The sequence below is a fragment of the Azonexus hydrophilus DSM 23864 genome (assembly GCF_000429605.1).
Lineage (GTDB): Bacteria > Pseudomonadota > Gammaproteobacteria > Burkholderiales > Rhodocyclaceae > Azonexus > Azonexus hydrophilus.
The window spans coordinates 755,652-777,762 of the sequence record NZ_KE386925.1 but is presented as its reverse complement, the minus strand read 5'-3'; the positions used below and the strand labels follow the sequence as shown (position 1 = coordinate 777,762).

General features: G+C 63.9%; 19 protein-coding genes. 14 read left to right on the top strand and 5 right to left on the bottom strand.

Annotated features, from left to right (window positions below; genetic code table 11):
- Positions 1–3 precede the first annotated feature (3 nt).
- Genes purM through G471_RS17955 form a run of 6 tightly spaced genes read left to right on the top strand, consistent with a single transcriptional unit; the run spans position 4 to position 7,482 of the window.
- Positions 4–1,044, top strand: coding sequence for a phosphoribosylformylglycinamidine cyclo-ligase (gene purM / locus G471_RS0115015; protein WP_028996052.1), 1,041 nt, complete (start codon positions 4–6; stop codon positions 1,042–1,044).
- Positions 1,016–1,570: a septal ring lytic transglycosylase RlpA family protein gene (locus tag G471_RS18500; protein ID WP_081700297.1), complete on the top strand. Its 555-nt coding sequence runs from the start codon at positions 1,016–1,018 to the stop codon at positions 1,568–1,570. The genes purM and G471_RS18500 overlap by 29 nt, the downstream gene beginning before the upstream one ends.
- Positions 1,567–2,688, top strand: a complete 1,122-nt coding sequence (locus G471_RS0115005; RefSeq protein ID WP_245580566.1) for an efflux RND transporter periplasmic adaptor subunit — start codon at positions 1,567–1,569, stop codon at positions 2,686–2,688. The genes G471_RS18500 and G471_RS0115005 overlap by 4 nt, the downstream gene beginning before the upstream one ends.
- Positions 2,685–5,750 (top strand): efflux RND transporter permease subunit, encoded by a 3,066-nt coding sequence (locus G471_RS0115000; RefSeq protein ID WP_028996050.1) that lies wholly within the window; start codon positions 2,685–2,687, stop codon positions 5,748–5,750. The genes G471_RS0115005 and G471_RS0115000 overlap by 4 nt, the downstream gene beginning before the upstream one ends.
- The gene (locus G471_RS0114995; RefSeq protein ID WP_028996049.1) at positions 5,750–6,331 is read left to right on the top strand and encodes a YqaA family protein; all 582 of its coding nucleotides are present in this window, start codon (positions 5,750–5,752) and stop codon (positions 6,329–6,331) included. Before G471_RS0115000 ends, G471_RS0114995 begins: the two co-directional genes overlap by 1 nt.
- Positions 6,332–6,354: 23 nt before the next feature.
- A complete protein-coding gene (locus tag G471_RS17955) occupies positions 6,355–7,482 on the top strand; it encodes a response regulator (RefSeq protein WP_051295524.1) in 1,128 nt (375 codons plus the stop codon).
- Here G471_RS17955 and miaA read toward each other — a convergent pair.
- A complete protein-coding gene (miaA, locus tag G471_RS0114985; protein ID WP_028996048.1) occupies positions 7,472–8,407 on the bottom strand; it encodes a tRNA (adenosine(37)-N6)-dimethylallyltransferase MiaA in 936 nt (311 codons plus the stop codon). The two genes, G471_RS17955 and miaA, sit on opposite strands and share 11 nt — an antisense overlap.
- 42 nt (positions 8,408–8,449) lie before the next feature.
- On the opposite strand from miaA, the gene G471_RS0114980 reads away from it, so the two are divergent.
- On the top strand, positions 8,450–9,265 hold the full coding sequence (locus G471_RS0114980) for a D-alanyl-D-alanine carboxypeptidase family protein (RefSeq protein ID WP_028996047.1): 816 nt from the start codon (positions 8,450–8,452) through the stop codon (positions 9,263–9,265).
- 12 nt (positions 9,266–9,277) lie between these two features.
- Here the strand turns inward: G471_RS0114980 and G471_RS0114975 are convergent, their stop codons facing one another.
- Both G471_RS0114975 and mutL read right to left on the bottom strand, forming a co-directional pair.
- Positions 9,278–11,956, bottom strand: a complete 2,679-nt coding sequence (locus G471_RS0114975) for a bifunctional diguanylate cyclase/phosphodiesterase (protein ID WP_211226435.1) — start codon at positions 11,954–11,956, stop codon at positions 9,278–9,280.
- A 27-nt stretch (positions 11,957–11,983) separates the two neighbouring features.
- Positions 11,984–13,807, bottom strand: coding sequence for a DNA mismatch repair endonuclease MutL (gene mutL, locus G471_RS0114970; protein WP_028996045.1), 1,824 nt, complete (start codon positions 13,805–13,807; stop codon positions 11,984–11,986).
- A 44-nt stretch (positions 13,808–13,851) separates the two neighbouring features.
- On the opposite strand from mutL, the gene G471_RS0114965 reads away from it, so the two are divergent.
- From G471_RS0114965 to G471_RS0114945, 5 genes are read left to right on the top strand one after another with little or no spacing between them, the layout of a single operon-like run.
- A complete protein-coding gene (locus tag G471_RS0114965; protein ID WP_043421688.1) occupies positions 13,852–14,574 on the top strand; it encodes a hypothetical protein in 723 nt (240 codons plus the stop codon).
- Positions 14,575–14,576: 2 nt separating this feature from the next.
- Positions 14,577–15,224 (top strand): phosphoribosylglycinamide formyltransferase, encoded by a 648-nt coding sequence (gene purN / locus G471_RS0114960; RefSeq protein WP_028996043.1) that lies wholly within the window; start codon positions 14,577–14,579, stop codon positions 15,222–15,224.
- A gap of 5 nt (positions 15,225–15,229) precedes the next feature.
- On the top strand, positions 15,230–16,234 hold the full coding sequence (locus tag G471_RS0114955) for a DUF3108 domain-containing protein (protein ID WP_028996042.1): 1,005 nt from the start codon (positions 15,230–15,232) through the stop codon (positions 16,232–16,234).
- Positions 16,231–17,496: an RsmB/NOP family class I SAM-dependent RNA methyltransferase gene (locus G471_RS0114950; protein WP_028996041.1), complete on the top strand. Its 1,266-nt coding sequence runs from the start codon at positions 16,231–16,233 to the stop codon at positions 17,494–17,496. Before G471_RS0114955 ends, G471_RS0114950 begins: the two co-directional genes overlap by 4 nt.
- Positions 17,489–18,754: a mechanosensitive ion channel family protein gene (locus G471_RS0114945; RefSeq protein WP_028996040.1), complete on the top strand. Its 1,266-nt coding sequence runs from the start codon at positions 17,489–17,491 to the stop codon at positions 18,752–18,754. Before G471_RS0114950 ends, G471_RS0114945 begins: the two co-directional genes overlap by 8 nt.
- Here G471_RS0114945 and G471_RS19285 read toward each other — a convergent pair.
- Positions 18,732–19,019, bottom strand: a complete 288-nt coding sequence (locus G471_RS19285; RefSeq protein ID WP_157272556.1) for a hypothetical protein — start codon at positions 19,017–19,019, stop codon at positions 18,732–18,734. The genes G471_RS0114945 and G471_RS19285 overlap by 23 nt on opposite strands.
- A gap of 58 nt (positions 19,020–19,077) precedes the next feature.
- The gene (locus tag G471_RS0114935) at positions 19,078–19,854 is read right to left on the bottom strand and encodes a ParA family protein (protein ID WP_028996039.1); all 777 of its coding nucleotides are present in this window, start codon (positions 19,852–19,854) and stop codon (positions 19,078–19,080) included.
- Positions 19,855–19,992: 138 nt separating this feature from the next.
- On the opposite strand from G471_RS0114935, the gene G471_RS0114930 reads away from it, so the two are divergent.
- On the top strand, positions 19,993–21,165 hold the full coding sequence (locus G471_RS0114930) for an aspartate aminotransferase family protein (RefSeq protein ID WP_028996038.1): 1,173 nt from the start codon (positions 19,993–19,995) through the stop codon (positions 21,163–21,165).
- Positions 21,166–21,169: 4 nt separating this feature from the next.
- Positions 21,170–22,090, top strand: coding sequence for an ornithine carbamoyltransferase (gene argF / locus G471_RS0114925; protein WP_028996037.1), 921 nt, complete (start codon positions 21,170–21,172; stop codon positions 22,088–22,090).
- The last annotated feature ends 21 nt before the right edge of the window (positions 22,091–22,111 follow it).

Genomic DNA, 22,111 nt, shown 5'->3' with positions numbered 1-22,111 from the left:
ATCATGACCCAGAATACCTCCCTCTCCTACCGTGATGCCGGTGTCGACATCGATGCCGGCGATGCCCTCGTCGAGCGCATCAAGCCCCTGGCCAAGAAGACGCTGCGCGACGGCGTGCTCGGCGGCATTGGCGGCTTCGGCGCCCTGTTCGAAGTGCCCAAGCGTTACAAGGAGCCGGTGCTGGTGTCCGGGACCGACGGTGTCGGGACCAAGCTGAAGCTGGCGTTCGACCTTAATCGTCACGACACCGTCGGCCAGGATCTGGTCGCGATGAGCGTCAATGACATTCTGGTGCTTGGCGCCGAATCGCTGTTCTTCCTCGATTACTTTGCCTGCGGCAAGCTCGATGTCGATACCGCCGCTGCCGTCGTCGGCGGCATCGCCAAGGGCTGCGAACTGGCCGGTTGCGCGCTGATCGGTGGCGAAACCGCCGAAATGCCGGGCATGTACCCGGCCGGCGAATACGATCTCGCCGGTTTCGCGGTCGGCGTCGTTGAAAAATCCAAGGCCATCGACGGCAAGTCGATTGCCCCGGGCGACGTCGTGCTCGGCCTGGCGTCTTCCGGCGCCCACTCCAACGGCTACTCGCTGGTGCGCAAGATCATCGACCGTTCCAAGCCGGACATGAACGCGCCGTTCGACGGCGATCGTTCGCTGGCCGACGTGGTCATGGCGCCGACCCGCATCTACGTCAAGCAGGTGCTGGCGACGATGGAAAAGGTCGCGATCAAGGGCATGGCCCACATCACCGGTGGCGGCCTGCTCGAAAACGTGCCGCGCGTGCTCCCGGAAAACACCGTCGCCGAACTGGAAAAGGCCGCCTGGCCGCGTCCCAAGCTGTTTGACTGGATGCAGGCCGAAGGCAATGTCGCCGAGAGCGAGATGCACCGCACCTTCAACTGCGGTATCGGCCTGGTCGTTGTCGTCGCTGCGGCCGACGCCGATGCGGCGATGGCCGAGCTGAAGGCGCAGGGCGAAGCGGTTTACCGCATCGGCACGATCCGGGCCCGTCAGGGTGACGAGGCGCAGACCGTCGTCATCTGATCTTGTCAGGCGGGTCGCGGCGCTCTGCTGCGGCCTGGGCCTGACCCTGGCGGCGGTTGCCGAGGCGCCGTCGCCGGTCGCCGTGGTCGAAGGGCTGGCCAGTTACTACGGCAGCAAGTTCCATGGCCGCAAGACGGCCAGCGGTGAGGTTTTCGACAAGACCGTCTTCAGCGCCGCCAGCAACCGCTTCCCGCTCGGCAGCCACGTTGCCGTGCTGCGTCCGTCCAATGGCCTGTGCGTCGTGGTCCGCATCAATGACCGCATGCATCGCCGGCATCGGACGCGGGTCATCGATATTTCGAAATCTGCCGCCGATTACCTGGAAATGCTCCAGGCCGGTGTCGTCAAGGTCAAGGTTGCCTTGCTCGACGAGTCCCTGCAGGCCCGTGGCCATCTCGCCTGCGCCGACGCCTTCGCTTCTCCCGCAAGGGAAAACGCTGACGCGGTCGGTGTCGGAGGCGATGTTGGGTACAATCCGTCTGGAATGATCAATCTCGGGCCAAGCCCAGGAATCTCCCCACCATGAACAAGATGAAACGTCGTGGCGTTCTTGCGCTTTCCTTTACCGGTCTGCTGGGACTTGGTTTCTATGCCTGGTCGGCCAACCGCAGCGAAGCGCCGGCGCCCGCGCCGGCCCAGAAGGCCGCCGCACCGGCAGCTCAGGCGGCACCGGCACGGCCGGTGGCGGTCGAAGTCGCCACCGTGCTGGCGGTTGATTTCGCCGATGACACCACCGCCGTCGGCACGCTGAAGGCTGCCGAATCGGTCGTGCTGCGTCCGGAAGTCAGCGGGCGCATCACCCGGATCGGCTTTCGCGATGGTGCGCTGGTCAACAAGGGCGATCTGCTGATCGCCTTCGATGCCACCATTCCCGACGCCGAACTGGCGCAGGCCCGGGCCAATCGCGACCTGGCGCTGGCCAGCTTCAAGCGCAACCAGGAACTACTGGAAAAGAAATTCATCAGCCCGCAGGCGCTCGATGCTTCGGCAGCGACGTTGAAGGTGCAGGAAGCGGCGGTCCAGCTGGCGGCGGCCAAGGCAGCGAAGATGCGCATCCAGGCGCCGTTCCGCGGCATCGTCGGGTTGCGTGACGTGAGCGTCGGCAGCTATATCAAGGAAGGCGAGGCGCTGGTCAATATCGAGGACGTCAGCAGCCTGCGCGTCGATTTCCGTCTGGCTGAAACCTGGCTGGAGCGGGTCAAGGCTGGGCAGTCGCTGGAGCTGGGCAGCGATGCGCTGCCGGGGCAGCGATTCGTCGCCAAGGTCGAGGCCATCGATCCGCAGATCGATCCGAACGGCCGCTCGATCGCCGTGCGTGCGCGGCTGGACAATGCCGCCGGTCAGTTGCGGCCGGGCATGTTCGTCCGTCTGCGGCTGGCCTTCGGCGAGCGCAAGGGCGTGCTGATGGTGCCGGAAGAAGCCATCATGCCGGGCGCCAAGCCGGCCGTGTTCAAGGTGGTCGATGGCAAGGCCGAGCGGGTTGTGGTCCGTACCGGCATCCGCCGCGATGCCCAGGTCGAGATTGTCGACGGACTGGCGGCGGGCGATGTCGTGGTCAGTGCTGGCCAGCTGAAGCTGCGCCCGGGGGCGCCGGTGACGGTGCCGGGAGCGAAGGCGGCTGAAGGCGCCCAGGGCAAGCCATGAGAATTTCGGAAATCTGCATCGAACGGCCGGTCTTCGCGACCGTGCTGTCGCTGGTCGTGATGCTGATCGGTATCGTTTCCTACGATCGCCTGTCGGTGCGCGAGTACCCGAAGATCGACGAGCCGGTGGTCACGGTGACCAGCGATTACCGTGGCGCCTCGGCCGACATCATCGAGTCGCAGGTGACCAAGCCGCTCGAGGATTCGCTGGCCGGCATCGAGGGCGTCGAGGTGATCACCTCGATCTCACGCGCCGAGCGCAGCCAGATTTCGGTGCGCTTCAAGCTCGAACGCGAGCCGGATTCGGCCGCTGCCGACGTCCGCGACCGCGTTTCGCGAGTGCGTAACCGCCTGCCCGACGAAGTCGACGAGCCGGTCATCGCCAAGGTCGAGGCCGACGCCAACCCGATCATCTGGCTGGCGTTCTCGTCCGAGAAACATTCGCCGCTGGAAGTCACCGACGTCGCCAACCGTATCGTCAAGCCCAAGCTGCAGACGCTGACCGGTGCTGCCGACGTGCGCGTGTTCGGCGAGCGCAAGTTCGCCATGCGCATCTGGCTGGACAAGCAGCGGCTGGCGGCCTATCGGCTGACGCCGGCCGATGTTGAGGATGCTTTGCGCCGGCAGAATGTCGAAGTGCCGGCCGGGCGTATCGAGAGCGTCGAGCGCGAGTTTTCCGTGGTGTCGACCACTGACTTGCGTACGCCGGAAGAATTCAGCGCGGTCATCCTGCGCAATGTCGATGGTTACCCGGTGCGTATCGGCGATGTCGCGCGGGTCGAGATCGGCGCTGCCGCCGAACGGACTTCGGTGCGCTTCAAGGGGCGCTCGGCGGTGTCGCTGGGCGTGATCAAGCAGGCCACGGCCAACCCGCTCGAACTGTCGAAGGCCCTGCGCGCCGAACTGCCGCGTATCACCGAAGAGCTGCCCGAGGGCATGCGCGTCGATATTTCCTACGATTCGTCGGTGTTCATCGACCGCTCGATCAAGTCGGTGTTCACCACCATCGCCGAAGCCATCGTGCTGGTGCTGGCGATCATCTTCTTCTTCCTGCGCAACCTGCGGGCGACGCTGATTCCGCTGGTCACCATCCCGGTCTCGCTGATCGGTGCCTTCGCCATCATGTTCGTGCTTGGCTTCACCATCAACACGCTGACGCTGCTGGCGCTGGTGCTGGCCATCGGCCTGGTCGTCGACGACGCCATCGTGATGCTGGAGAACATCTACCGCCACATCGAGGAAGGCATGTCGCGGCGCGAGGCGGCGTTCAAGGGGGCGAAGGAAATCGGCTTTGCCGTGGTCGCGATGACGTTGACGCTGGCCGCCGTGTACGCGCCGGTCGCGTTCATGACCGGGCGCACCGGCAAGCTGTTCATCGAGTTCGCGCTGACCCTGGCCGGCGCCGTGCTGGTGTCCGGTTTCGTTGCGCTGACGCTGTCGCCGATGATGTGCTCGGTGCTGCTCAAGCACGAGGAAAAGCATTCGAAGGGCTTCATGCTGATCGAGTCCTTCCTCAACTGGCTCAACACCGGCTATCGTCGCGTGCTGACGCAGGCGCTGGCCCATCGCTGGATCGTCTTCGTCGCTTTCGTCGCCGTCGCCGTCGCCTGCGGCGTCCTGCTCAAGGCGCTGAAATCCGAACTGGCGCCGATCGAGGATCGCGGCGTGATCATCGGCGTGTTCAACGGGCCGGATGGCGCCACGCTGGACTACACCGAGAAGTACGCGCAGCAACTGGAAAACATCTACAGCCAGACCCGGGATATCGAGCGCTATTTCGTCGTTTCCGGCAACCCGACCGTGAACCAGGGCATTTCCTTCGTCGGCCTGAGCGACTGGAGCGAGCGCTCGCGCAGTTCGTCCGACATCGCCAAGGAACTGTTCCCCAAGTTCGCCGCCGTGCCCGGCGTCATGGCTTTCCCGGTGACGCCGCCGTCGCTCGGCCAGAGTCCGCGCGAGCGGCCGATCAATTTCGTCATCGTCACCTCGGCGCCTTATGAGGAACTGCAGCAGGTGACCCAGCAATTCCTCGGCGAACTGGCGAAGAATCCGGGGCTGACCAACGTCGATACCGACCTCAAGCTGAACAAGCCGGAGCTGTCGGTGGTGGTGCGGCGCGACAAGGCGGCCGACGTGGGCGTACCGGTCGAGACCATCGGCCGGACGCTGGAAACCTTCCTCGGTGGCCGCCAGGTGACCCGCTTCAAGCGCGACGGCGAGCAGTACGACGTGATCGTCCAGGTCGCCGACAGCGACCGCCGGTCGCCCGACGACATCCGCGACATCTACGTGCGCGGCGGCGATGGCAGCATGATTTCGCTCGACAACCTGCTCGACGTCCAGGAAACCGTGGCGCCCCGGGAGCTCAACCACTTCGGCCAGCGCCGGGCGGTGACCATCACCGCCAACCTGGCGCCGGGCTACACCATGGGTGAGGCGCTGACCTACATGGACGGGGTCGCCGGGCAGATGCTCAAACCGGGCTACGCCGTCGATTACAACGGGCAGACGCGCGAGTTCCGCCAGTCGTCGGCGTCGCTGGCGATCACTTTCGTGCTGGCGCTGGCTTTCATCTACCTGGTCCTGGCGGCGCAGTTCGAGAGTTTCCGCGATCCGCTGATCATCATGCTAACCGTGCCGCTGTCGATGGCCGGCGCGCTGTTCGCGCTCTGGGCGACCGACGGCACGCTCAATGTTTACAGCCAGATCGGCCTGGTCACGCTGGTCGGCCTGATTACCAAGCACGGCATCCTGATCGTCGAATTCGCCAACCAGCTGCAGGAAAAGGGCCGGGAACTGCGCGAAGCGGTGATTGAAGCCGCCGAACTGCGCTTGCGTCCGATCCTGATGACTACCGGGGCCATGGTCCTCGGCGCCGTGCCGCTGGCGCTGGCCACCGGCGCCGGGGCCGAATCGCGTCAGCAGATCGGTTGGGTCATCGTCGGCGGTCTGCTGCTCGGTACCTTCCTGACGCTGTTCGTGGTGCCGGCGGTCTATACCCTGCTGGCCACCCGGATCCAGCCGCATCCTGCTGAAACCCCGCTTTCCGAAGAAGCTCATTGATGAAACTCTTTTCTCCCCTCTATCGCCGGGCCATGGACTGGTCGCGTCATCCACGCGCGCCCTGGTATCTGGGCGGTCTGAGTTTTGCCGAATCGTCCTTTTTTCCGGTGCCGCCCGATGTCATGCTGGCGCCGATGGCGCTGGCCAACCCGCCGCGCTGGTGGCGGCTGGCGCTGATCACCACCTTGGCATCGGTGCTTGGCGGTCTGGCCGGCTACCTGATCGGTTATTTCGCCCTCGATGCGATCCAGCCCTGGCTGCAGGAAAGCCGTTACTGGCCGGCTTACCAGACGGCGGTCGAGTGGTTCGGGAAATGGGGCTTCTGGGCGGTCTTCGTCGCTGGCTTCTCGCCCATTCCCTACAAGGTATTCACCATCGCCGCTGGTGCCTTGTCGATGGCGCTGTTGCCGTTTACGCTGGCTTCCATCGTCGGCCGCGGCCTGCGCTTTTTCCTGGTTGCCGGCCTGATGGCCTGGGGTGGGGCACGGATGGAGGAAGCACTGCATCGCTATATCGACAGGCTGGGCTGGGCAGTGGTGCTTGTCGTGGTGATCGTGGGCTTGTGGATCGGCCTGCGCTGAACCGGGATACGGGGAGAAAATAAATGGACAATAAACTCAAGGTGTTCATCGTCGACGACGATCCGATTCTGCTGGAGGTGCTCGGCGCCGTGCTTGAGGCGGATTTCGACCGGGAATTCTTCGGCTCGGGCGAGGATTGCCTGGCGCGGATTGCCGAGTGCAAGCCGGATATCGTCATCCTCGACCTGACCCTGCCGGGCATCAGCGGTTTCGAGGTCTGCCAGCGTTTGAAGGAGGATTGGGATACGCAGGATATTCCCATCCTGTTCGTTTCGGCCAGTGACGATATCGACACCCGGCTGCAATGCTACGAAGCCGGCGGCGAGGATTTCATCACCAAGCCTTTCGACCCGGACGAGCTTCTGCGCAAGGTCAAGGTGGCGGCGCGCATCCTGGGCGAGAAGCGCAACCTGCACGAGCAGGCCGGTTATGCGCAGCGCACGGCGATGTCGGCGATGGTCAGTATGGGCGAACTGGGCGTCGTCCTGCAGTTCCTGAGCAAGTCCTTCGCTTGCGGGACTTCGGAAGAACTGGCGGTGGCCTTGCTCGACAGCATGCGCCAGTATGATCTGAATGCCGCCGTCCAGCTGCGCATGGACGACCGTAGCCAGTCGTTCAGCGAAAATGGCCACGACCTGCCGCTGGAAGTCTCGGTACTCAATCATGTCCGGCATTCCGGGCGGATTTTTCAGTTCAAGACGCGCTGCGTGTTCAATTACGGACACGTCACCTTGCTGGTCAACAACATGCCGCTGGACGATCCGGACCGCTGCGGTCGTATCCGCGACAACGGGGCCTTGCTGGCCGAAGGCGCCGATGCCCGGATGCGGGCGATTGAGGCCGAGGAACTGGCGCGCCACCGGCGGGCGGGCATCGAGGCGGCCTTGCCGCGGGTGCAGTCCACGCTCGATTCAGTGCAGGCCAACTACCGCCGGAATTCGATGGAGCTGACCGAGATCATGATCGAATTCCAGGAAGCGCTGGGCCGCTCGATGATGTCGCTGGGGCTCACCGAAAGCCAGGAGGAGTCGATGACCACCTTGGCCGCGGATTACATGCAGCGCATGGTCGCCAGCCAGGATGCCAGTTTGCAGACCATCGGCCAGTTGCAGGAACTGGCGCAAAGCCTGGCGCAGGTGCTCAGGCGTTGAGGAAGCGGGCGACGCGCTCGCTGACGCGTTCGCTCAAGCCGGCGTCGATGCAGTCGAAAGTCTCGGCGGCAAAGGAATTGCCCAGCCAGGTGATTTGCCGCTTGGCCAGTTGCCGGGTGGCGAAGACACCGCGATCGCGCATTTCCTGGCGCGGAATCAGGCCATCCTGGGCCTCCCAGACCTGGCGGTAACCGACGCAGCGCATCGCCGGCAGTTCGGGGTCGAGCCGGTATTTCTGCCGCAGCATCGCCACTTCTTCGTCCAGGCCGGCGAGCAGCATTTCGTCGAAGCGGCGGGCGATGCGTTCGTGCAGGACGGCACGGTCCGACGGCAGCAAGGCCAGTTGCAGGAAATCCCAGAGCGGTTTTTCCTGTTCGCTTTCAGCGAGTTGCACCGACATCGGCCGGCCGCCGGCGAGGCAGACTTCGAGCGCCCGCTGGATGCGCTGACTATCGTTGGGCGGCAGTCGGGCGGCAGTCACCGGGTCGAGTTCGGCCAGGCGGGCATGCATCGCCGGCCAGCCCAGGCGGGCGGCGTCGGCGTCGATGCTGGCGCGCAGGGCATCGTCGGCCTGCGGCAGCTCGGCCAGTCCGTGCAGCAGGGCGCGGAAATAGAGCATGGTGCCGCCGACCAGCACGGGGACGCGTCCGTCAGCGTGGATTTCGTTCATCGCCGCCAGCGCATCGGCGCGGAAGCGGGCCGCTGAATAACGCTGTTCCGGCGTGATCAGGTCAATCAGGTAGTGCGGATAGCGGGCCAGCGTTTCCCGGTCCGGCTTGGCGGTACCGATGTCCATGTCGATGAAGACCTGCGCCGAATCGACGCTGATCAGGCCGACCGGCAAACGGTCGGCCAGCGCCATGGCGGCAGCGGTCTTGCCCGAGGCAGTCGGGCCCATGATGAGGATGGCTGGCGGTAATTTCATGGCGGGCAATGCTAGCACGGGGCGGGCTATAATCCGCTGACCATGACTGTCATTCTCCGTCGTCGTCGCCTGCTTTCCGCCGGCCTGCTCGCGCCGGTTGCCGGTCTGCAGCCATCGTTTGCTGATGCGGCTACTGAGCGCTTGCCGGGCTTGAGCGCGCGTCATGCCTATGTCGGTAACCTGGATCAAACCCTGCTGGCAATCGACGCCGACCGCCCGGTACAGATTGCCTCGATCAGCAAGCTGATTTCCGCCTGGGTGGTGCTGAGCGCCGAACTACCCCTGAACGAGACGATACGCATCGAGCAGGTGGATGTGGTGAGCTCGGAACATACCCGTTCCAGCCTGCCCGTCGGCTCGCGCTGGCGCCGTGAGCAGTTGCTCGAATGGCTGGTGGTGACCTCTGACAACCGGGCAGCGGCAGCGCTCGCCCGGACTTTTCCGGGTGGTTGGGATGCGTTCCGCTACGCGATGCGGGCGCTGATGACGCAGATGCAGCTATTCAGCTTCGATTTCGGCGATGCCGCCGGCTTGTCGCCAGTCAATCAGGCCAGCGCCCGCGACCTTGGCGTCCTCCTGGTGACCCTGGCGCAGATTCCCTATTTTCAATCACTGTCACGCAAGACGACGGTTGGCGGCAAGCTCAACGTGAATCGCTTTGCCCATGACCGCTCGGTCTCATTGCTCGCCGGCAAGACCGGGTTTACCTCGCTGGCCGGCTTCTGCCTGGCCGAAGCCGAGCAGTTCGACGGCCGGGTGGTCGCCATGGTCGTGCTCAACGCCAGCGACCGTGAAGCCCGGGCGCGCGACATGAACCGCCTGCGCAGTTTTGCTCGGGAAAACCTGGCTAAAGCCTGAATCGGTGTCGGTTTACCGGCGCATGGTGCGCAACATGGCTTCGGCGCTGGCCGCGTCGGCCGGCCGGCCGAAATGGTAGCCCTGCATCAGGTCGCAGCCCAGATTCAGAAGGAATTCGCGCTGTATGTCCTGCTCGACGCCTTCGGCAATGACTTCCTTTTGCAGGCTGGCGGCGATGGCGATGATGGCGCGGACGATGGCGATATCGTCCGCATCGTCCGGCAGATCGCGGACGAAGGATTGGTCGATCTTGATCCGGTCGAAAGGCAGGCGCTTGAGGTAACCGAGACTGGAGTAACCGGTGCCGAAGTCATCGACCGACAGCTTGATGCCGATCGCCTGCAGTTCCTGGAGGACATCGATGATCCGGTCGGTGTCGTGGATGAACGCGCTCTCGGTGATTTCCAGCTCCAGCCAGCGCGCATCGAGACCGGTTTCGGTGAGGATGGCGCCGACCCGTTGCGCCAGGTCGGGCTGACGTAACTGCACGGCTGACAGATTCACCGCCATCACCACCGGTGGTAATCCCATGTCCTGCCAGCGACGGTTCTGCTGACAGGCTTCGCGCAGCACGCGCTCGCCGATCTGGGAGATCAGGCAGCTTTCCTCGGCCACCGGGATGAAGCGTGTCGGCGGGATGATGCCGAGTTCGGGATGTTGCCAGCGGACCAGGGCTTCGAAGCCGACCAGGCGTTGTTTCCTGGCGTCGGTCTGGGGCTGGTAGTGGACAAAGATCTCGTCGCTGTCGAGTGCCCGGCGCAGATTGTTTTCGAGCGTGACGCGTTCCGAAATGCGCAGGTTCATTTCCTGCGTGAAGAAGCGATAGGTATTTCCGCCGCTTGCCTTGGCCTGATACATCGCCGTATCGGCGTTCTTCAGCAGGCTGCCGATGTCCTTGCCGTCCTGTGGATACAGGCTGATGCCGATGCTGGCGCCGACGCGCAATTCGTGGCCGCTGACGAAGAAGGTCTGGCCGAGGACGTTGATCAGGCGCTGGGCGATGCTTGCCAGTCGGGCCGGCGCACCATGGTGACGGATCAGGATGGCAAATTCGTCGCCGCCCTGGCGACTGATCGTATCGCGTTCGTCGAGACTGGCGCTGAGCCGCTGGGCAACCTGCAGCAGCAACTGGTCGCCGATGTCGTGGCCAAGGGTGTCGTTGATGTTCTTGAAATGGTCGAGGTCGAGGAAGATCAGTGCCAGTTCGGCCTGATCGCCGAGCGTTTCGGCCAGGGCGCTGGCCATGTGCTCGGCCAGCAGGAAGCGGTTGGGCAGATCGGTGAGTAGGTCGTGTTCGGCCAGATGGCGGATGCGTTGCTGGTCTTTGTGTAGTTGCGTGATGTCGCGAGCGACGCCGGCCACCCCGGCGAGTACGCCGCGATCGTCGAAGACCGGTGTGGCGATGTATTCATAATGGCGCTGGCCGCCCCGCTCGGTTGACTGGCTGCCGGTCTGTTTTTGTTGACATTGTTGCGACAGTGCCTCGCTGGAGAGTGTCGTCAGGGCCTCGGCGAGAGTCGGCGGGAGCACGGCTTCGGCGGGTTGCCCGAGAATGGCTTCGACCGGTTTGCCAGACAGTTCGGCGTAGGCGTCGTTGACCGCAATCAGCAAGCCCTGGCGGTCGCTCAGCCAGGCCGGGTCGGGCAGGCTGTCGAGCAGGGCGCGGGTGCGGCGGAAGGTGGTTTCGTAGGCCCGGGTCATGCCCTGGGCGATTTCCCGGGCGCGGTCGTAGGTGCGTAGCCAGACGATGATCCAGCCGGCCAGGACAAGGGCGAGCAGGCCGGTGCTCAGCGTCGCCCAGAAGGCTTGCTGGCGCCAGTTGCTGAGGAAGTGCTCCGGCGTGTGGCCGACGACCACGTAGAAGGGCAAGTCGCCCACCTGGCGGACGACGTAGAGGCGTTCGATGCCGTCGAGTGCCGAATGGGTAGTGAAATTGGTGTAGCTGCCTTGCTGCCGGATCAGTTCGGCGATTTTCGGATGGCTGACCGTCTGACCGATCTTGTCCGTTGCGGCCGGGTAGCGGGCAATGAGTTGCTCCTGGGCATTCACCAGGGCGATGCTCTGGCCGTCACCCAGGTTCAGGCTGGCGAAGAAATCCTGGAAGTGTTCGGCGCGAATCGCCGCCTGGATCAGGCCGGCGAAGTTTCCCTGCGGGTCGTCAATGCGGCGGCTGAGGGTGATGACCCAGTTGTGCGTGATGCGGGCGAACAGGGGTTCTGAAATGACCAGTGCGCCCGACTTGTCGTCGCGGTTGCGCTGGAAATAGGCGCGGTCGGCAATGCGTGCTGTCGCCGCTTTTCCAGCCGCGTCGAAGATGAAGCGGCCATTCTTGTCGGCAACGCGCAGGCTTTGCGATTCATCGTCAATCAGCCGCAAATAGCGGGCCAGGGTGGCGTTGATATCGACCTGATACTTGTCGCGCAGCGGCGAGAGATAGACCTTGCTGCCGAGCAGGATGGTGTCGATCTTGGCGATCGTGTTGCGGGCGTGGTCGTCGAGAACGTGCGCAAGATTCTCCAGGTTGCGCAGGGCGAAGCTGCTTTCGCGCTCGTGAGCGATGATCAGGCCGATTGCCAGCAGGCTGGCATAGGTGATGAACGCCAGCGTTCCCAGTCCGAGCAGGGCATAGCGGCGCCAATTGTCCTGCTGCGGCGAAACCAGTTGCTGGAATCGCGAAATAAGAGACTTCATCGAGGCTCCGGGCGTGATGAACCCGGATTATCGACCGCGAAGAAACAATTTGTCGAGTTCGTCAAGCGATAGCGCGGTCCACGTCGGCCGGCCGTGGTTGCACTGGCCGGCGCGTTCGGTCTCTTCCATCTGGCGCAGCAGGGCATTCATCTCCGGAATCGTCAGCTGACGGCGGGCGCGTACCGCACCGTGGCAGGCCATGGTTGCCAGCAGTTCGTTGCGGCGGGCGGTGGCCAGCTGGGTGATGCCGTGTTCGCGCAGATCGGCGATCAGCGAGCGCGCCAGCGCTGCCGGATCACCCGACTGGAGCAGGGCCGGCACGGCGCGCACGCCGAGTTGGCCGGGACCGAGCGGGGCGATCTGGAAACCGAGGTCGGCCAGCGCGTCGGCGTGCTCCTCGACCGCCGCAACGTCGACCGGATCGGCCGAAAAGACCGCCGGGATGAGCAGGTTCTGGGTCGCCACCTGGCGGCTGTCGAAGGCGGTCTTGAGCTTTTCGTAGAGGATGCGCTCGTGCGCCGCGTGCATGTCGACGACGATCAGCCCGCCCGCGTTCTGCGCCAGGATGTAGATGCCGTGCAGTTGCGCCAGGGCGTAGCCGAGCGGCGGCCCGTCACGGTCGACCGGCACCTCCGGACGGAATTGCGGCGCATCGGCTGCGCCCATGCTGGTCGTTACTGGGCGTTGGGCGGCCTGGGCGAAAGCCAAGTAAGCCGTGGCGGCGGGTTCGGCAACACCGAGGCTGCCCTGATGGCGCAGTGGCGGCGGGAAAGTGGGGGCCGTGGAGGCTGGGGATGTCCACGGCTTTTTCTCCGCGAAAACCGTGGTTTGTTCCCTGTTTTCATTGACCGGCGCCGGTTCGGTAGCCTGGATCGGCGTCGCCAAGGTGCGCTGTATGGCGTGATAAACGAACTGATGCACGGCGCGCGAGTCGCGGAAGCGGACTTCGGTCTTGGCCGGATGGACGTTGACGTCGACCAGCCCGGGGTCGATCTCGAGGAACAGGCAGACGGCCGGCTGGCGGGCACCGTGGAGGACATCACGGTAGGCCTCGCGCAGCGCGTGGCCGATGATCTTGTCGCGCACGAAGCGGCCGTTGACGAAGACGTTCTGGCCGTCCTTGGCCTCGCTGGCGCGGGTCGGGTCGATGGCGAAGCCGGTCAGCGAAATCGGACCGGCGGCAGCGTCGACCGTACGTGATGCCGTGACAAAATCGTCGCCGACCACTTCGGCGATGCGCCGGGCGCGGTCGGCCGGCGCCAGCTGGAACAGGCTGCGGCCGTTGTGCGTCAGGCTGATGGCGACATCGGGCCGGGTCAGCGCCAGGCGGCGGACGGCGTCGGCGCAGTGGGCGAACTCGGTGCTCTCCGACTTGAGGAATTTGCGCCGCGCCGGGGTGTTGTAATAGAGGTCGCGCATCTCGACCACGGTGCCGGCCATCAGCGCCGCCGGTTCGGGTTCTGCGCCATTTTCGCCGCGCAGCTTCCAGGCGTGCGCCGCGCCGCGTTCGCGGCTGGTGATGGCGAGCCGGGCGACGGCGGCGACCGAGGCCAGTGCCTCGCCGCGAAAGCCGAAGCTGGCGACGCGTTCGAGGTCGTCGAGGCTGGCGATCTTCGAGGTGGCATGCCGGGTCAGCGCCAGCGCCAGCTCGTCCCTGGCAATCCCGCAGCCGTCGTCGGTGATGCGGATCAGCTTGACGCCGCCTTCCTCCAGGTGCACCTGGATCGCCGTGCTGCCGGCGTCGAGGCTGTTTTCGAGAAGCTCCTTCAATACGGAGGCGGGTCTTTCAACGACCTCGCCGGCGGCAATCTGGCTGATCAGGAGGTCGGGGAGGCGGGCGATGGTCGGCATGCCCGGATTATAATGCGGCCTCCTTCATTCCCCGGAACGTTCGCATGAGACGTTTGAGCCTTGGCGCGAATCTCCTTGCCGGCCTTTTGCTGGCGGGTTTTTTGGGTGCCTGCTCAACCCGCATGGGCAGTGACGGTCGTACCGAAACCCGGGTTGATGCCCGGTATCTGCTGAAAACCGAGGTTGATCGCATTGCCGATACGACGCGGCGCGAGATTGTCGATGGTTTGCTGCTGATTGCCGACAAACTCTACAAGCGCAACCCGCGCGAGTGGCGCCAGGCCGGACTGCCCAGCCGGGAGGCTGCCGTCGATCGGCTGCGCCGGAGACTCCATCATGACTGGCCTGAACTCCTTGGTCAGCGCGAGCGCTTTGCCGCGCAGTTGGCGTTTTCCGAAGGCTTTTCCGGTGATCGTGTGGCGGCGCTGGTGTTCGGCCTGCTGACCATGGTCGATGCTGCCTTCGAGCACAAGGACGACTTCTACGTCCTCGACAGCCTGAACGAAACCAAGTTATACAATGCGGCGCGCAATATGGAAGTCGCCATCTGGAAGCTCGGCCAGGACCGGCGTGCCGGCGGCGAGCTTTTCCTGCTGTCCAATGAACTTGATCCGGCCAATCGCAATCTCTCGTTCGAACGGGAGTTCGGTCGTGTCATTGGCTTGCTTGACCTGATTGCCCAGGTTGTTGCCGACCGTAACGGCCGCACCTTGTCGCGGATGACGCAATCCGTGGCCACGGCCATCTTTCTTCCTGTAGGTTTCTGAACATGAAAAACATCGTCATCCTGATTTCTGGCCGGGGCAGCAACATGGAGGCACTGATCGCCGAGCGCGATGCGGGGCGTCTCCCCGTCAATATTGCCGCCGTGATCAGCAACCGCGCGGATGCCAAGGGACTGGAAACGGCCGCCGCTGCCGGAATCGCGACGCGTTGCCTGGATCACAAGGCCTTCGCCGGCCGTGAGGCCTTCGATGCGGCGCTCGCTGCCTGCATTGACGAATTTTCCCCGGACCTGGTCGTTCTCGCCGGCTTCATGCGCATTCTGACGCCGGATTTCGTCCGCCACTATGCGGGCCGTCTGCTCAATATCCATCCTTCCTTGCTGCCGTCCTTCCCCGGTTTGCACACGCACCAGCGGGCACTGGACGAAGGGGTGCGCATTCATGGCTGCACCGTGCATTTCGTCACTGCTGAACTCGATCATGGCCCGGTGGTCGTTCAGGCGGCAGTCGCCGTGCTTGACGACGACGACGAGGCGAGCCTGGCGGCTCGTGTCCTGCGTCAGGAGCATCGCGTTTATCCGCAGGCCGTGCGCTGGTTTGCCGAAGGCCGGTTGACCCTGGTTGACGGGCGTGTCCGGGTTGCTGGCGAGGTGTTCGAACAGGACGCGTTACTGGCGCCAGCCTTGCGCTGAACCCGATGCGGAAGCTGTTCATCGCAGCCTTGCTGCTTTCCTTGCTGGTCCATGCCTTCGCCTTGTTCGGCATCGACTACGGGATGTTCGGGGAGCCGCCGGAGAGCGTCCCCCTGAAGGCCGAGTTGCGAGCCTTGCCGCCGTTGCCGGTTCCCGAACCATCGCCACCCCCCCGGCCGAAGCCGCCGGTCGAGCCAATCCCCGCGCCTGCGCCGGTGCCGCCGGTTGATACCGCTGCTGGCTTGGAAGCGATGCCAGCCCGGGATGATGCCGCGGCGAACGATGCTTTGGCGACTGCCGTGGCAGACGAGGCGGTCAGTCCGCCCCGGCCGCCTGCCGTTGAGCCGGTCTTGTCGGGTAGCGGCCGACTGGCCTTTGTGGTGGTCAAGGAGTCTCTTGGCATGCAGATCGGGCGGGCCCTGCATCAATGGGACTTTCCGGGTGATGGCAGTTATCACCTGAGCAGCATGATCGAGACCAGCGGCCTGGTCGCCTTGCTCAAGCCCTTGCGCCAGGAGCATGAAAGCTTCGGTCGGCTGGTGGCGCATGGCCTGCAGCCGGAGGGCTTCCGCATTCTGCGCAATGGCAAGCCGCGCGGAGATAACGCCGATTTCGACTGGGCGACCGGAGAGGTGAGGCTGGAGCGCGACGGCAGTGTGCTCAAGATTGCGCCGGGTACGCAGGATCTGTTGTCGCTGATTTATCAACTGGCTTATCTCCGGTCGCCGGAAAATGGATCGACGATAGGTGTGGTTGCCGGTCGCAGCTACGAGCGCTACCAACTGGATTCGCTTGGCGAGGAAGAGATCGAGACGCCGGCCGGCCGTTTTCGTACCTTGCACCTGCGCGCTGCGGGTGAAACACTGACCGAGATCTGGATTGCGCTGGATCGGCAGCGTCTGCCGGTTAAAATCCGCTTTACCGATAAAAAAGGTGACAGTTACACCCAGCTTGCCATCACGCTAGATATTTCCGGCACCGGGCCGGAAATGCCGTCAGGAAAACCATGAAAGTCCGCTTCACGCCCGCCCTCTTTGCCCACGCCGAAATCCTGCTGGGGCAGTTGCTGAATTTCGATCATCCGGCCGACGCCGTGGTCTCGCGTTATTTCCGTGAGCATCGCCAGCTGGGTCACGCCGATCGCGGTTTCGTCGCCGAAACGGTGTTCGCGGTCCTGCGCCGGGGGCGCAGTATCGAAGCGCGTTGTGCCGACAATCTGTCCGACCGGCGGCGTCTGCTGGTTGCCTTGCTGGTCGTGCGTGGCTGGAATCTGCGCGAGCTGGCCCCGGTGCTGAAAGCCGGCGAGGAAGCCTGGCTGGCCGGTGTGGCGGCGTTCGACGAGTCGGCCTTGTCGCCAGCGGTGCGCTGCGACCTGCCGGACTGGCTCTACGAGCGCCTGCTGACGAGTTTTACCGCGGATGAAATTCCGGTCCTGGCGGAAGCGCTGAACCGACCGGCGCCGCTGGACCTGCGGGTCAATACCCTGAAAACCGACCGTCAGGCCCTGCTCGCCCAACTGGCCGAAGCCGGCATTGCCGCCCAACCCGGTGCCTGGTCGCCGCTGGCGGTCCGCCTGCGCGACAAGCCGGCGCTGGCCAAGCATCCCTTGTTCCTGGGCGGGGCTTTCGAGGTGCAGGACGAAGGCAGTCAGTTGCTGGGGCTGCTGGTCGAAGCCAAACGCGGCGAGATGGTCGTCGATTTCTGCGCTGGCGCCGGCGGCAAGACGCTGCTGCTCGGTGCGCAGATGCGCAATACCGGCCGCCTTTACGCGCTCGACGTTTCCGAGCGCCGCCTGAGCAAACTCAAGCCGCGTCTGGCGCGTTCGGGGCTGTCCAATGTCCATCCGGTGCGCATCGAGCACGAGCGTGACCAGAAGGTGAAACGCATGGCCGGCAAGGTCGATCGCGTGCTGGTCGATGCGCCGTGTTCGGGGCTGGGCACGCTGCGGCGCAACCCCGACCTGAAATGGCGCCAGGACGCGGCGTCGATTGCCGAACTGACCGCCAAGCAGACCAGCATCCTGGCTGCGGCGGCGACCCTGCTGCGCCCGGGCGGACGGCTGGTCTATGCCACCTGCAGCCTGCTGGCCGAGGAAAACGAGCGCATCGTCGACGCTTTCCTGGCCGCCCATCCGGCGTTCCGCCTGGTGCCGGCCGAACAGGTGCTGGCCCGCCAGGGCGTGGCCGTGAGCGGCGACATGCTGCATCTGCTGCCGCATCTTCACGATACGGACGGCTTCTTCGCCGCCGTGCTGGAGAAGCAGAATGGATGAGTCGACGCGTCAGGCGCTGAGCCTGATCGGCAAATTACTGGCGGACTTCGGCGATCCGCTGTTCGTCTGGCAGTTGGTCGCACTGGGCAGTTGTCTGGTGCTGGCCTGGGGGATCGCCCACTGGTGGCAACGGACGCATCGTGAAGATGCCGGCGGACGCTTCCGCCAGCTCGGCGGGCGCCTGGCTTTCCCGGTGTCGGGGATGGTGTTGACCGGCGCGACTCAGATGGCGCTCAAATCCTTCATGCCGGTGACCGTGCTGCAGGTGGCGATGCCCTTGCTGGCGTCGATGGCGCTGGTCCGCAGTGTCGTCTATGTGCTGCGCCAGGCCTTTCCCGGGGCCAGTTGGCTGACTTCCTGGGAAAAGCTGATCGCCACGCTGGTCTGGGGCTGGCTGGCGCTGTACATCACCGATCTGGCACCGTTCGTGATCGAGGCGATGACCCAGGTCGGTTTCAGCATCGGCAAGCAGCAACTGAACCTGTGGCTGATTTTCAGTGGTCTGGTGACCATATTCCTGACCGTGGTCTTTGCGCTGTGGATCTCCGGCGTCATCGAGGCCCGCCTGATGGGCATGCGCTCGCTCGACGGCAATCTGCGTATCGTCGGCGTCCGGGTTGCCCGGGCCGTGCTGACGGTGCTGGCCGTGCTGGTCAGCCTGTCGATGGTCGGCATCGACATGACTGCCCTGTCGGTGTTTACCGGGGCGCTTGGTGTCGGTCTCGGTTTCGGCTTGCAGAAGATCGCCAGCAATTACGTGTCCGGTTTCATCATCCTGCTCGAGCGTTCGATCCGCATCGGCAATATCGTTCAGATTGGCGCTGACAGCGGGGTGGTCAGCCAGATCACCACGCGCTATACCGTCATCCGTAATCCGGGCGGCATTGAATTCATCGTGCCCAATGAAATGCTGATCGGCACGGTGGTCCAGAACCAGACCTATTCCGACAACAGCCTGCGTCTGAGTACGACGGTCGGTGTGGCTTACGACAGCGATCTCGAACTGGCGATGCGCCTGATGGTCGAGTCGGCCCGGCGCCAGCCGCGGGTGCTGCCTGACCCGCCGCCTCGGGTGCTGCTCACCCAGTTTGCCGACAGCAGCATCAATCTCGAACTGGGTTTCTGGGTGGCCGATCCGGAAAACGGCAAGATGAACGTCGTTTCGGACATCAATCTGGCCATCTGGCAGGCCTTCCGCGAGCATGGTGTGCAGATTCCCTTCCCGCAGCGCGAGGTCAGGTTGCTGGCGGATCGCTGAACAACAAATTTTTACCACATTGTGGCGACACAGGCAGGTGAATTCGTTGTGTTTCTCGAAACGACTGCATATACTCCTCATACAGCTTTGATCTGTTGAGGTTTTTATGCTCGCTGGGACGATAAGCAAGTACCTTTTCCGGATACGGACGCGTAATGGCGTTATCGTTGAGCATCTCTCTTTCTACGGTCGGGATGAGGAAGAGGCTCGCCGCAAGGTCGCGCAGATCTACAACTACTGCGAAATTCTGGAGTGCAAGCACCATCAGGTCAGCATGAACGGCCGCCTGGGGTCGATCAACTACGAAGACGTGGTCGATCTGATCAGCGCGTCGTGACTGGCAGGCTGCCGCGTTCCAGCAGTTCGTTGAACAGTTTCCGGTAATCGTGGGCGCCCGTGCTGCTGGCGTTGTGCCGGAACACGTCCTGATTCAGTGAGGGGCTTTCGGCCACCGTCACATTCTCGGAAATCACCGTATCGATGACTTCGTCGCCATAGCGTTCGCGCAGGCGGTTGCGTACGTCCTCGCTCATCCGGCGGCGGCGGTCGAAGCGTGTCAGCAGGTAGTAACGCGGGACACGGCGCTTCATCACCGGTTCCAGAACCTGCAGCGTTCGCGTGATGTGGTCGGCGGCCTGTAGCGACAGGTAATCGGTGGATACCGGGATGACCAGACAGTCGCAGGCGAAAATCGCGTTCAGCGCCAGCACGCCGATGTAGGGACAGCAGTCGATCAGGCAATGCCGTTCCGGATTGGCTTCCTCGAGGACGTCCAGGCCATGGCGCAACTTGTTGAGAATGGCCGGTCCTTTACCGAAGATCGAATCGACCTTGATCAGTTGCTGGTGAGCGGGGATCAGGCGGCCGATATGCTCCCACTCAACCTCGAGTTCCTGCAGGGTGCGCAAATCCTGGAAAAAGGCGAACAGGCTCTGTCCGGCATCGAGTGGCGCCTGGCCGTGGATGCTCGACAGGTGACCCTGAGGATCGAGGTCGATCAACAGCGGCGGGTTGCCCGAGCGGTTCAGGGCTGCGCCGAGATTGAGCGTGGTGGTCGTCTTTCCGACGCCGCCTTTCTGGTTGAATATGGCGATTCGCATGGTTTGACCGTTCTATACAAGGCGCTATTTTTCACTTAACATTCAGCTTTCTGCAACTCTTTCCGGATTTATTTGCCGGTACGGGTTGTGATCGTTCCGGCGGCGGTAGCCGCCGTTTTCGTTTTATGGGGTTGCCTCATGTCGCATGTCATGAATACCTACGCCCGCTTGCCGGTGGCTTTCAGCCATGGCGCCGGCAGCCGGATCACGGATACCGAGGGGCGGGAATACCTGGATGCCTTGTCCGGCATCGCCGTCAATACCCTGGGTCACGCCCATCCCAAGCTGATCGCTGCGATCGCGGCGCAGGCCGGGCGGATGCTGCACACCTCGAATCTCTACGGGGTGACCGGCCAGGAACAACTGGCTGACAAGCTGTGCGCGCTGTCGGGCATGGACGAAGTTTTCTTCGCCAATTCCGGTTGTGAAGCCAACGAAGCAGCGATCAAGCTGGCACGCTACTACGGTCACAAGAAGGGCATCGAACTGCCGACCATCATCGTCATGGAAAAGGCCTTCCACGGCCGCACCATGGCGACCCTGTCGGCGACCGGCAACCGCAAGGTGCAGGCCGGTTTCGAGCCGCTGGTCGCCGGCTTCATCCGCGTCCCTTACGGCGATCTCGAGGCGGTCCGCGCCGTCGCCGAACACCACAACAACATCGTCGCCGTGATGCTGGAAATCATTCAGGGCGAGGGCGGCATTCATCTGTGCGATGCGGCCTACTATCAAGGCGTGCGCCAGCTGTGCGACGCCCACGAGTGGCTGATGATCTGCGACGAAGTCCAGTGCGGCATGGCGCGCACCGGCAAATGGTTCGGTTACCAGCAGGTCGGCGTCCAGCCGGATGTGGCGACGCTGGCCAAGGGGCTGGGTTCCGGCGTACCGATCGGTGCCTGCATGACCGGCGGGCGGGCCACCGGCCTGTTCGGGCCGGGCAACCATGGTTCGACCTTCGGCGGCAACCCGCTCGCCTGCACGGCAGCGCTGACCACCATCGCATGTATCGAGGAAGAAGGCCTGCTCGACAACGCCGCCCGGATCGGTGCGCTGATCCGTCAGGGTTTTGCCGAGGGGCTGGCCGGGGTCGCCGGTCTGGTCGATATCCGCGGCCACGGCCTGATGATCGGTATCGAACTCGATCGCCCTTGCGGCGATCTGGTCAAGCGGGGCCTGGCTGCCGGCCTGCTGATCAACGTCACCGGCGACACCGTGATCCGCCTGCTGCCGCCGCTCAACTTCAGCGAGGCTGACGCCCGCGAGCTGGTCGAGCGGATGCTGCCGCTGATCAAGGCCTTCCTGGCGGAGTGAGGCAATGACGATCAAGCATTTCCTGCAGTTCAAGGATTTCAGCCGTGACGAACACCAGTACGTGTTCGAACGTACGCGCTGGATCAAGGACCAGTTCAAGTCCTACCAGAAGTACTGGCCGCTCAGCGACCGTACGCTGGTGATGATTTTCGAGAAGGCCAGCACGCGCACCCGCCTGTCGTTCGAGGCCGGCATGCACCAGCTCGGCGGTTCGGCAATCTACCTGAACACCCGCGATTCCCAGCTCGGGCGCGGCGAGCCGGTCGAGGATGCCGCCCAGGTCATCTCGCGCATGAGCGACATCGTGATGATCCGCACCTTCGAGCAGGACATCATCGAGCGCTTTGCCGCCAATTCGCGCGTGCCGGTGATCAACGGCCTGACCAACGAATACCATCCCTGCCAGATCCTCGCCGACATCTTCACCTACATCGAGCATCGCGGTTGCATCCAGGGCAAGACCGTGGCCTGGGTCGGTGACGCCAACAACATGTGCAACACCTGGCTGCAGGCTGCCGACGTCCTTGATTTCAAGGTCCATGTGTCGACGCCGCCGGGTTACGAACTGAATCCGGCCCTGATCGCCGGCGTCGATCCGTCGCGCTACGCAGTCTTTGCCGACCCGATGGACGCCTGTCGCGGTGCCGACCTGGTCACCACCGACGTGTGGACCTCGATGGGCTTCGAAGCCGAAAACGAGGAACGCATGAAAGCCTTCGCCGACTGGTGCGTCGACGCCGAGATGATGGCGGTGGCCGATGCCAAGGCCGTGTTCATGCACTGCCTGCCGGCGCATCGCGGCGAGGAAGTGACGGCTGACGTCATCGACGGTCCGCAATCGGTGGTCTGGGACGAGGCGGAAAACCGCCTGCACGTCCAGAAGGCCCTCATGGAATACCTGCTGCTCGGCCGCCTCAAGGTCTGATCGGCATTGTCAAAACGCAAC